General features: G+C 49.5%; 9 protein-coding genes and 1 tRNA gene. 6 read left to right on the top strand and 4 right to left on the bottom strand.

What is annotated here, in order from left to right:
- Positions 1 to 242: 242 nt before the first annotated feature.
- Positions 243 to 319 (top strand) — tRNA-Arg (locus ACO0LI_RS10065).
- A gap of 122 nt (positions 320 to 441) precedes the next feature.
- The gene (locus ACO0LI_RS10060; protein ID WP_423032444.1) at positions 442 to 1443 is read left to right on the top strand and encodes a DUF4034 domain-containing protein; all 1002 of its coding nucleotides are present in this window, start codon (positions 442 to 444) and stop codon (positions 1441 to 1443) included.
- A gap of 323 nt (positions 1444 to 1766) precedes the next feature.
- On the opposite strand, the gene ACO0LI_RS10055 is transcribed toward ACO0LI_RS10060, so the two are convergent.
- Positions 1767 to 2657 (bottom strand): helix-turn-helix transcriptional regulator, encoded by an 891-nt coding sequence (locus tag ACO0LI_RS10055; RefSeq protein ID WP_423032447.1) that lies wholly within the window; start codon positions 2655 to 2657, stop codon positions 1767 to 1769.
- Positions 2658 to 2858: 201 nt separating this feature from the next.
- On the opposite strand from ACO0LI_RS10055, the gene ACO0LI_RS10050 reads away from it, so the two are divergent.
- Positions 2859 to 3932: a metallophosphoesterase gene (locus ACO0LI_RS10050; protein WP_423032443.1), complete on the top strand. Its 1074-nt coding sequence runs from the start codon at positions 2859 to 2861 to the stop codon at positions 3930 to 3932.
- Between the two features lie 382 nt (positions 3933 to 4314).
- On the top strand, positions 4315 to 5931 hold the full coding sequence (locus tag ACO0LI_RS10045) for a methyl-accepting chemotaxis protein (RefSeq protein ID WP_422950967.1): 1617 nt from the start codon (positions 4315 to 4317) through the stop codon (positions 5929 to 5931).
- 61 nt (positions 5932 to 5992) lie between these two features.
- Here ACO0LI_RS10045 and ACO0LI_RS10040 read toward each other — a convergent pair whose 3' ends face one another.
- From ACO0LI_RS10040 to wrbA, 3 genes are read right to left on the bottom strand one after another with little or no spacing between them, the layout of a single operon-like run.
- Positions 5993 to 7414 (bottom strand): FAD-binding oxidoreductase, encoded by a 1422-nt coding sequence (locus ACO0LI_RS10040; RefSeq protein WP_423032442.1) that lies wholly within the window; start codon positions 7412 to 7414, stop codon positions 5993 to 5995.
- A 23-nt stretch (positions 7415 to 7437) separates the two neighbouring features.
- Positions 7438 to 7848, bottom strand: coding sequence for a DUF2069 domain-containing protein (locus ACO0LI_RS10035; RefSeq protein WP_422970544.1), 411 nt, complete (start codon positions 7846 to 7848; stop codon positions 7438 to 7440).
- Positions 7845 to 8456: an NAD(P)H:quinone oxidoreductase gene (wrbA, locus tag ACO0LI_RS10030; protein WP_423032441.1), complete on the bottom strand. Its 612-nt coding sequence runs from the start codon at positions 8454 to 8456 to the stop codon at positions 7845 to 7847. The genes ACO0LI_RS10035 and wrbA overlap by 4 nt, the downstream gene beginning before the upstream one ends.
- A 74-nt stretch (positions 8457 to 8530) precedes the next feature.
- Between wrbA and ACO0LI_RS10025 the strand changes: the two genes are divergently transcribed.
- Both ACO0LI_RS10025 and ACO0LI_RS10020 read left to right on the top strand, forming a co-directional pair.
- On the top strand, positions 8531 to 9784 hold the full coding sequence (locus ACO0LI_RS10025) for a YihY family inner membrane protein (protein WP_423032440.1): 1254 nt from the start codon (positions 8531 to 8533) through the stop codon (positions 9782 to 9784).
- Positions 9785 to 10840 (top strand): GNAT family N-acetyltransferase, encoded by a 1056-nt coding sequence (locus ACO0LI_RS10020; RefSeq protein WP_423032439.1) that lies wholly within the window; start codon positions 9785 to 9787, stop codon positions 10838 to 10840. It abuts the gene before it with no gap.
- Positions 10841 to 10877: the final 37 nt, after the last annotated feature.

Below are 10877 nucleotides of genomic sequence, written 5' to 3'. Positions count from 1 at the left end.
TCTTACCGTCGTCTAAAAATGCGTTATGAGAAACTAGCTATGACACACGAAGCATTTCTTTCGTTGGCTTGTTCTCTCATTTGCTGGAACTTTCTTAAACCTTTAATTTAATTTCGCAACAGCTTCTAAGTAAATTAGCTGTTAGCAGTGGTTTCATTCTTGAAAGTGAGAGCGATACCATGTACTATTCAGCCTTCAGTTTTTGGGCTCGCAAACATCTGTTTTGCTAGCCATCAACAAGACTGTCCATAGCTCAGTTGGATAGAGCACGAGCCTTCTAAGCTCGGGGTCGCACGTTCGATTCGTGCTGGACAGGCCAAAAGAATAATGAAACCCCTCGCTTATGCCTGAGGGTTTTTTTATGTGTATGCCTGTTAAATAGTTGCTGTTCGTGAATTAATTTGCGATTATTTGCATATACTTAAACTTTACTTTCCCGACATGAATTTAAAAAAACTTAGCCTGGGCCTGATCCTGTCTTTGATGACATTGATGACGCAATTTTCTTATGCAGACGAAGCTGAAAATAGAGAGAAAATTGAAAATGAAGTAAAAGAATTGTCGATTAACGGAAAATTTGCCGAGCTCGAACAAATGGCAACAGCTTTTCGTGATCCTCAAGCCCGTACGTCGAGTGGCTTATGGAAGTTAACACTCTTTTATGTGGGACTATCAAAATCATTCAGGCATAACACTAATGATGACGAGGCATGGTCTGGAATAGAGGGGCGCATAAAAAAATGGCAAAGAGCGTACCCTAATTCTGCTGCTGCTCAATTAGCTTATACTGAAATGCTGCTCAATCGTGCCTGGACCGTCAGAGGTAGTGGCTTTGCTGGTGAAGTGGAAGAAAAAAACTGGAAGCCATTCTATGCATACGTAGAAAAAGCGAGAGTGTATCTTGAAGCACATAAAAAGATAGCCTCTAAGGATCCATACTGGTACCAGCAAATGGAGGGAATCGCCAAGTACCAGAGCTGGCCAGAAAATAAGATGGAGGCCGTGATAGATGAGGGTCTCAGTAAAATGCCTCAGTTTTATCCTCTGTACTTTGATGCCATTGATTATTACGCACCCAAATGGGGCGGTAATGCTCATGCGATAGAGAAATTTGCACGCAAGGCGCTGGAGCGTACCGAGGCTGTTGAGGGGTATGGTATGTATGCGCGCATCTATTGGTACGCCGCGCAGACGCAATATCGTAACAGGCTGTTTACTGAATCACAGGTAGATTGGACGACTATGAAAAAAGGGATTGACGATGTATTGAAAAAATATCCCGATGCATGGAACATCAATCACTTCGCCAAGTTTGCCTGTGATGCGAAAGACAAGGGTAAAACCGCCGAACTCATAGGCATGATCAAATCGGATGTGCTGCCAGGAGTCTGGGGTTCACAATTTGCCTTTGAGCATTGCCGGCGCTGGTCTGCTATTCCCTGAGCTAATTGTCAAGCATTGCTAAAAAGGAGTGGCGCAATTGCGTCATTTTGCCTGCTCCTGGTGGTGCGCAGTGCATCTGTAGTGTTTGTTTCATCAACTCAAAAATCTTCTTTTTAGCAAATGCAAGAGGTAAAAGTGCATTGCTGACTGTGCCGATTTTGCATCCGGCTCCCATTTGATTTATCTCATTCTACGTACTTGTCAACTTGAGTAAATGTTGCAATTCGCCATCATCGCTTGCTTCAGGGGCTTTTTGCTTTTGCGTCAGTTCTAAAATTGAATGCTAGTGATGAAATCGCAGAAGGCTTGGGATCGCATATCTTTTAGATATCCCTTTTCTGATACCCTGGTGCCAGTACCGCATTACTTACCTCATCAAGCACGCGCAGATCAGCCAGCCTCAATCTGGAGTTGCTGTCGTCAAGTTTGCCATCTGGTGAGCAATCGACTTGCCACTGGCGCAGGACATAACCGGCGATGGCTGCGCGTAATTTGACTTCGAGCTTGCCGTTTTTCATCCCATAGTCGCGCATGATGGATTCTGGATATGGGTGAGAGGGGTGGGGCTGTAATTCGATATGGACTATGCGTTGCCATTGTTCATCGGCAGCGAGTTGTTCATGTGCTTGCCGCACGTGATTTTTGTCGCCTGGCTTAATATCTGTGATGTTATCCATGCGCGTTAGTACCAAGTCGCGGAATTCCTGTTTGCTTCTGTCATAGGCCCGTACATGCCAGCGCAGGCCAGAATCCACCAGCGCCAACGGGACAATTTCCCGCTGGGATGGGCCGGTTTTCATGGAGTGATAGGTCAGTCTTAGTGGATATTCGCCACGAATGGCGCGGGTTACTCTGGCCAGGTCCTGCAATGCCGGTTGATTCAGGCGCTTGGGGATCTCGTGTGCCAACAAGGATGCGCCTGTGCCGCGCTCGCCATCTCCAAATCCTGAGCACAGCGCTGACAATACCCTGTCTGGCTGATGTTGAAACAGCGGCTGGAAGCTCTCCTGATAGTGATACATTTTTCCTTCATACAGCACATTGCCGGGTGCCAGTTCCCGGTACAAAACCAGGTCGCGCGTGCCAGCCGCTGAGGCTATATCAAAGCGGTCCATGACTTCTTTGCGGGTGACAGTACCAAGAAACCACAGGCGAAACTCTATAAATGCGAGACGTTCGCGCTGGGCGGCGGGCAGGGTTTGCATATGCATGATGCTGATCGGTTGGTCAATTTTACGGAATATTTTAACATCGAATCAATTTGATGCTATTATTCAATTGAGGTTAAAATGAGATCAAATTGATTCGATGTTGTTTGTTGCTGGTACTGCAACTTTGTGCTGATCGCAAGATATGCAGTCACTTTGATGACAGCTGGAAAGCTGTAGCGTGGTAGCAGAATAAAAGGGAAAATGATGAGTCTGATTCAACAACTGCCGTCTGGCCCGCTGGATATTATTGGCGATGTCCATGGTGAATATGATGCCCTATGCAACTTGATGCGCCATCTTGCTTATGATGCCGATGGCCGGCACAAGGACGGGCGTACCCTGGTGTTTGTCGGGGATTTTTGCGATCGTGGGCCAGACAGCCCCGCCGTGCTGGCATTGCTTGAGCGCCTGGTCATGACGGGCAGGGCTGTGGCGGTATTGGGCAATCATGAAATGAATCTTTTGCGCGGTAGTGCCAAAGATGGTGCTGGCTGGTTTTTTGATGAGAGAGCAGTAAGGGATGAACCCAAGTATGCGCCTTTCAAAAGGCTGGATGCTGCAAAGAAAGCAGATACCCTAAATTTTTTAGCTTCTCTGCCTGTCGCACTTGAGCGCGAAGATCTGCGGGTGGTGCATGCGGCATGGATTGCTGAACATATAGAAGAAATACGTCATCTTGCTCTGGGCAGCGTGATGGAGAATGACCGCCGCCTGGACGCCGACACGCGGCAGTTGGCGCAGGAATTTGCTGCGCAAATGCAGGCTGAACTGGCTGCACACAGTCCTGGCCTGGAAAACCCGGATCATCTGCCACCCTTCATGCACGCTCATGCCGCATACGATGTGCTGATGCAAATGCATAATCCATTGAGAGTGTTGACATCGGGAGTAGAAAGTAAATGGCATGAAGCTTTTTATTCCGGTGGCAAATGGCGTTTTGTCGGGCGTGAGCAATGGTGGAATGAATACACCGATCAGCTACCTGTGGTGGTTGGTCATTATTGGCGCCGCTTCAATGCGTTTGACCGTGCCCATGTTGGCAAGGGAGGCGAAGACCTGTTTGAGAATACATCGCCGCTTGCATGGCATGGTGTAGCCGGTAATGTGTTTTGCGTTGACTTTTCTGTGGGTGGACGCTGGTCTGCGAGAAAAAATAAAGATTTTCCTGAGTCAGATTGCAAGCTGGCGGCATTGCAATGGCCAGAACGCAGCTTGTGTTTTGATGATGGTCAGGTCATGCAGACGGTGTCATTCAAAGCAGCTACACCTGCTCCATAGAAAATAAATTTTCATCTGAAGCTGTGAATTGTTTTTACCGCGTGCATAAATGCCTGAGTGAACAATGAGTATGCAAAAAGGCGTTGTGATTTTGAGTCGATGTTGCAATTCGTCATCATTGACGCATGTGTGCCGCCTTTTTTTCAGGCTATACTCTAAGCAAGTAGTACCACTTGTTGCTCAGGGAATTTGATCTTAATTCTTGTTGGCAGGCCTATTCAAATTGCTATTACGAGTGCATGTTGAAGCAGGTTTTTTCTGAAGTTTTGCGTGTTGAAAATATAAAAATCAGAGTGCGTGGAAAAATTGGGAAGTACTCTCAGCTCTTCTCTTGTTAATCTGATATTCACCCTCCGTCTTTTGCGGATACTCAGGAAAATGTATGAATCAATTGTCACGTTTGAAGATTAGCGGTCGCCTGGCTCTGGGTTTTGGACTGGTCATCTTGCTGTCTTGCGGCTTGCTCGTTCTTGGCTTGTTCCGTCTGAGTCAGTTACAGGCTTCCACCGATTATATTTTCAATACCAAGGTCGCCAGTCTTGATGCCGCGACTGATATGCGTGAGCAGGGGCGTGCTCTGGCGCTGGTGCTGCGCAAAATGACTGCTCCCAGTGACATGGCAGAGGCCGAACGCGAAACCAAAAGACTGGCCAAGATACTGGAAGGCTATGACGCCTCTGAAACTGCAGCAAAAAAATTGATAGATGATAAAGAGGGTAAAGATACCCTGCAAAATTCTCTTGATCAAAAACGGCAGGTGCTGGCGATTGCCAACAAAATCAAAGCACTGGTTGCTGAAGGAAATTATTTCGACGCAGCATCTGTATTGCAAACAGAATTTAATGCACCAAATGAAAAATGGATGCAGGCGCTGTCAGAGCTGGCCAGCCAGCAGCACAAGGCGATGAAGGCTGCTTATGATGAGTCGCTGACCAACTACAAAAATGCCCGGCTGGGTATGTTGATCATTGGTATTTTGACGATAGTCATAGGCTCTGTTGCAGCATGGCTGATTGCAAGAACCATTGCTGGCCCGATCAAACGCTCTGCCATTATCGCTGACCAGATTGCCAATGGTGATTTGACTCAGCATGTAGAAGCAAGTGGCACGGATGAAATAGGTGACCTGCTGCATTCCCTGCAAATGATGCAGGAAAATCTCTTGACTACGATTTCCAAGATCAAGACGGGTACAGAAACCATTACCGTAGCCTCGCAAGAGATAGCCTCAGGCAATGCTGATTTGTCGAGCCGCACAGAATCACAGGCCAGCTCACTAGAAGAAACAGCGAGCTCAATGGAAGAACTGACTAGCACGGTCAGGCAAAATGCCGACAATGCCCGTCAGGCCAATCAACTAGTTGTTTCTGCTTCCAGCGTAGCGGTCAAAGGTGGTGAAGTCGTAGGGCAAGTCGTCAATACCATGGGCTCGATCAAAGAGAGTTCCCGCAAGATCGTCGATATCATCGGCGTCATCGATGGCATCGCCTTCCAGACCAATATCCTGGCCTTGAATGCTGCGGTAGAAGCCGCCAGGGCAGGTGAGCAAGGTCGTGGTTTTGCCGTGGTTGCGGCAGAAGTGCGTAATCTCGCACAACGCAGTGCCAGTGCAGCGAAGGAAATCAAATCCCTCATCAGCGACTCAGTCGATAAAGTTGATCAGGGTAGTAAGCTCGTCGATGAGGCAGGCAAGACCATGGATGAGATTGTCACCAGCGTGCAGCATGTGGCCGACATCATGAGCGAAATTACCGCGGCCAGCCAGGAACAAAGTTCAGGTATAGAACAGGTGAACCTGGCGATCACGCAAATGGATGAAATGACGCAACAGAATGCAGCTCTGGTTGAGCAAGCGGCAGCGGCGGCAGAGAGTATGGAAGAGCAGGCAGTGGAATTGACGCGCGCAGTCAGCGTGTTCCAGTTACCATCCAATATGCAGGCAACTGAAGTGGCTGGCCCACAGGCGCGCCGCTATACGCCGAGACAACTGACGAACTGAAGGCGAACTGAAATTTATCCCAGCCTCAATGCAGTTCGTGCGATAAATGCATTGAGGCGGTTTACAAGACTTTGCCTGGATTCATAATATTCTGCGGGTCCAGCGCCATTTTGATGGCGCGCATCATGCTTAATTCCAGCCCGGATTTATACAGCCTGATCTCATCGCGCTTCAACATTCCCAGCCCGTGCTCGGCAGAAATCGATCCTTTGAACTGATGCACCTGGTCATGGACTATGCGGTTGATGTCGGCTTGTTGCAGGATGAATGCCGCATCGCTGCTACCAGCAGGCGCTGAGACATTGTAGTGCAGGTTACCATCCCCCATATGACCAAAGCAGACGATCTGGCAACCCGGAAATGCAGCTGTTAATTCTGCATACGTGATGTGTATAAAACTGGGGATTTGCGACACCGGGATGGAAATATCGTGTTTGATATTCTTGCCCTCCCTGGCCTGAGCTTCAGAAATATGCTCGCGCAACTTCCATAAGGTTCTTGATTGGCTGACCGATGTAGCGCAGACAGCATCGGCGGCGTGACCATCATTGATCGCTTGCTCCAGCACTTGCTCGATGAGGGTAATTGCGTGGCTTTCTGATTCGTGGTCAGACATTTCCAGCAATGCATAATAAGAATAACTGCGAGGATGGCTGCGCTTGAATGGATGCTGCAGTTGCGGGAAATGCTTGAGTACCAGTTGCAGGCTGAAGTCAGAGATCAATTCAAATGCAGTCAGGGTTGGCCCCAATGCATGTTGACATTGCTTGAGCAGGTCCAGGGCAGTATCCGCACTGTCGAGTGCTGCCAATGCAGTAATCTGCGCCCGTGGTTGCGGGAATAATTTCAGCACGGCGGCCGTGATGATGCCCAGCGTACCTTCGGCACCTATAAACAGGTCGCGTAAATCGTAACCCGTATTATCCTTGCGCAGGCCACGCAAGCCATCCCAGATATCGCCCTGGGCAGTGACGACTTCCAGCCCCAGGCATAATTCCCTGGTATTGCCATAGCGTAGAACTGCGGTGCCGCCAGCATTGGTCGAGAGATTGCCACCTATGGTGCAACTGCCTTCTGAGGCCAGTGATAGGGGGAATAATCTTTGCTCTGCGCTGGCAGCGTCCTGTACCTGTGCCAGCAGACAACCAGCTTCGACGGTGATGGTGTTATTGGCGACATCAATAGCCAAAACACGATTCATGCGTTTCAAGGAGATGACTACAGCCTGGCCTGTCTGATCAGGTATGCTGCCCAATACCAGGCCAGTATTGCCACCCTGTGGTACGCAGGCGATTTTATGTGTTGCACACAGCCGCACCAGGCTTGCCACTTCATCGGCAGACTTTGGTAGTAGTACTGCCAAAGCCTTGCCGAGATAGCGCTGGCGCCAGTCCATCAAATACGGGTATTGTTCTGACGCATTCGTGATGACGAAATCATGGCCCAGAATCTTGATGCAATCAGCAAGAAATTCAACATGCATGATATCGCCTTCGCTTGCCGGGGTCACTGTTCTGCTGCCTTTGCTACATTTGCTGCATTTACTTTTGCCAACGCCTTTGCGGCTTTTTTCAAGGGGCGTAAATACAGGATGACTGCAATAAAGAACAAGATGGACAAGCCAACTTCAGCCAAAGCCAGAGCTACAGACAGGGAGCTACGGTCACTGTAGGCCCTGACTATACCCTCGGTGAAGTACAACCAGATCAGCATCGAAGACCACTGCATGGTGTAGTTGTCACGCTTCAGTACGCCGCGCAATGGTATTAGCAAGGGCAGGGTTTTGAGTACCATCCATGACCCACCCGGGCGCAGCGGAGCCAGAAACCATTCCCAACTAATGCAGAGCAGCAGCAAAGCAATCAGGCTGGCAGAAGCGAGCAGGTAATATTTTTTCTCTGGTGTTGCCGTGCTCATGCTGCAGCCTGTAATTTTTTACTGACTTCTGCCAGCCGTTTGCCCAGGGCGATTGCCAGTTTGCGGCTGTCTTCTGAAATAACTTGTGCACCGTCCTGGCCTGCCCAATGGGTGGCACCATAAGGGCTGCCGCCGGTTGAAGTTGTCATCAGTTCTGCATGGCTATAGGGCAGGCCCAGCATCAGCATGCCGTGATGCATCAGTGGCAGCATCATGCTGAGTAAAGTTGATTCCTGGCCGCCGTGCATGCTGCCGGTGGAGGTGAATACGCAGGCCGGTTTGCCAGTCAGGGTGCCAGACAGCCAGTCGGCAGCCGTGCCATCAAGAAAATACTTCAGGGCTGCCGCCATATTGCCAAAGCGGGTGGGTGAACCCATCGCAAGCCCGGCGCATTCCTTGAGGTCAGAAAATTCCACATAGGGCGCGCCATCTGCCGGTACATCTGAGGCGATTGCTTCTGCCACTGTGGAAACGGCTGGCACAGTACGCAGGCGGGCATTGCAGCCCGGCACGCTTTCTATGCCCTGGGCAATAAATTCTGCCATTTTTCTGGTATTACCATGCCGTGAGTAAAATAAAACTAAAATCGTGAGTTCTTGTGTAGTCATGCTTGTATTATAGAAGTCTTTTTTCCTGGTCTCTCGTTAAAATCGAGGCATTTATATCTCTAGCTGCAAAAACTATGCGTGGTCTGTCGTGGAAACAAATACTCAATCTCTTCAAATTTGCCCTGCAGCGCCTGCAGGAAGGTCGTTTGCCACAGGTTGCCGGTAGCCTGACTTTTACCACGGTACTGGCCCTGGTACCTATCCTGACTGTGGCATTTGCCATTTTTACAGCTTTCCCGCTATTTAATACCTTCCGTACTTCGCTGGAAGCGTATTTTATTCAAAGTCTGATGCCCAAGGGGATTTCCAATACGATTTTGGGTTATCTGACGCAGTTTGCCACCAAGGCGACCCGCGTTTCTGCCATCAGTGGCGTGGCCTTGATGGTGACCGCCATTACCACCATGGCAATGATAGACAAGTCATTCAACCAGATCTGGCAAGTCAAGCGCCCGCGCCCGGCTTTGCAAAGGCTGTTGGTGTATTGGGCGATCGTTACTCTGGGGCCTTTGCTGGTGGGTGTTTCCATCTCCAGCACGTCTTACCTGTTCACTGCCACCAGTGGGGTAGTCGGGGCCGTGCCATTTTTGGGTGCGGTATTTTATACCCTGACTTCAATTGCATTCACGACCGGTGCATTTACCTTGCTGTATCTGATCGTCCCTAACCGTGCGGTTGAGTGGCGCGATGCAGTCTGGGGTGGCCTGTTTGCAGCGCTGGCATTTGAAATTGCCAAGCGCATATTTGCCAGCTTTGTGATTCAGTTTCCTACCTATACCATCGTATACGGTGCCCTGGCAGCTGTACCTTTGTTTCTGGTCTGGATTTATGTATCCTGGTTGATTATCCTGATTGGCGCGGTCATCGCTGCTGCTTTACCGGTTGTGAAATTCGAACGTTGGTGGCATGTGCCCACACCAGGCAGTGCTTTTGAAGATGCGGTCAGTATCTTGCAAGTGCTGGTCGATGCCCGTCTGGCTGACGCTACCGCAGCTGTCAGCGTCAATACCATACGTACCGAGACTAGATTGGGTATAGATGAAATTGAGGGTTTGCTGGAAAATATGGCCGAAGCTGGCTGGGTTGCCAGAGTGAAGGTAGAAACCACCGCTTCACGTAGCCGCTTTTGGTTACGCAAAAACGAAGCTGGGGCCGAATTGTGGATCATGCTGGTCAACCCTGCGAGCCTGCGTCTGTCAGATATTTATCGCCTGTTTGTATTTGATTCAACGCGGGAGAGCCAATTATCCAGCCTGGTTGATCAAAGTATAGAAAATGGTTTACAACAGAGCCTGCAGACTTATTTTTATCCGGTGGGGCAAGGCTAAATGAAATTCCGTTTGATCAGTGCAAAAGAACTCGACGCGCCTTTAATGGCGCGCTGGGCGGAGTTGCGCAGTCAAAGCCTTATCTATGATAGCCCATATTATTCCCCGGCTTTCACCACCATTATCGCTAATGCGAGAGACGATGTCCGCATTCTGGTAGCGGAAGATGCTGGCCGTATCGTTGCCATATGGCCTTTTCATTCCTTGAGCAGCTTTCGCGCTGTTTCCATTGGTGATTTTCTGGCAGATTATCAGGGGCCGATGTGTGAGGCATCTCTGGATTTGCACATTGCTGATGCCTTGCGTGCCATGCAGTGTCGCTATTTTTCCTTTAACCATATGCCATCTGGCTTGGGCAAGTTCAGCCAGTATGCGTGGACACATAGTCAGTCGCATATCCTGGATTTGACTGGTGGCTTTGATGTATATGCGCAGCGCCTGACAGAAATGCGCGACGCCTCGCTCTTAAAAAAAGTCGCTACCAATGAACGCAAGCTCAGCAAAAAGTTTGGTGAATTGCGTTTTGACTTGCAAAGTAGCAGCGACACTGATTTTGCCGCTTTGATCGCTGGCAAGCGCGATCAGTTCCAGCGCACAGTCGGGGCTGAACATGATATTTTCAGGCTGGATTGGGTAAGGCAGGTCATGGATGAAATCAGGGCAGCAAATGCACCTGATTTTGCCGGCATGTTATCGACACTGTACGCGGGCGATACTTTGATCGCGGCACATTTTGGTATGCGTTCTGGCAAGGTAATGCATTACTGGTTCCCCTGGTATCACACAGACTTTGCAGAGCATTCGCCAGGTTTGATCTTGCTGGCGCAATGCGCCAGACACGCCGCGCAAACAGGCATTACTATGATAGATTTGGGCCGGGGTGATCAGCCATACAAACTGCGTTTTGCCACGGGTGCAAATCAATTGTGTGAAGGGGCGGTTAGCTCACCTGCTATTTTGAGCAGGGTGCAAGCCGGACTCTATCATGGCAAGCAAAAATTGAAAGCCTCCAGCTTGGGGCAACACTTGCGTAAATTGCGCCAGGCTGGCAAGTAAGTCTGCATTAATAAGCTTGTCGCAATAAGCTGAATTA

The sequence above is a fragment of the Undibacterium sp. Tian12W genome (assembly GCF_049339405.1).
Classification (GTDB): domain Bacteria; phylum Pseudomonadota; class Gammaproteobacteria; order Burkholderiales; family Burkholderiaceae_D; genus Undibacterium.
The sequence above is the reverse complement of the archived record's forward strand: the minus strand, read 5'-3'. Positions and strand labels throughout refer to the sequence as shown.

Coding starts and splice junctions, on each gene's coding strand:
- ACO0LI_RS10060 (WP_423032444.1), top strand. CDS start 442: ATGAATTTAAAAAAACTTAGCCTGGGCCTGATCCTGTCTTTGATGACA.
- ACO0LI_RS10050 (WP_423032443.1), top strand. CDS start 2,859: ATGAGTCTGATTCAACAACTGCCGTCTGGCCCGCTGGATATTATTGGC.
- ACO0LI_RS10045 (WP_422950967.1), top strand. CDS start 4,315: ATGAATCAATTGTCACGTTTGAAGATTAGCGGTCGCCTGGCTCTGGGT.
- ACO0LI_RS10040 (WP_423032442.1), bottom strand. CDS start 7,414: ATGCATGTTGAATTTCTTGCTGATTGCATCAAGATTCTGGGCCATGAT.
- ACO0LI_RS10035 (WP_422970544.1), bottom strand. CDS start 7,848: ATGAGCACGGCAACACCAGAGAAAAAATATTACCTGCTCGCTTCTGCC.
- wrbA (WP_423032441.1), bottom strand. CDS start 8,456: ATGACTACACAAGAACTCACGATTTTAGTTTTATTTTACTCACGGCAT.
- ACO0LI_RS10025 (WP_423032440.1), top strand. CDS start 8,531: ATGCGTGGTCTGTCGTGGAAACAAATACTCAATCTCTTCAAATTTGCC.
- ACO0LI_RS10020 (WP_423032439.1), top strand. CDS start 9,785: ATGAAATTCCGTTTGATCAGTGCAAAAGAACTCGACGCGCCTTTAATG.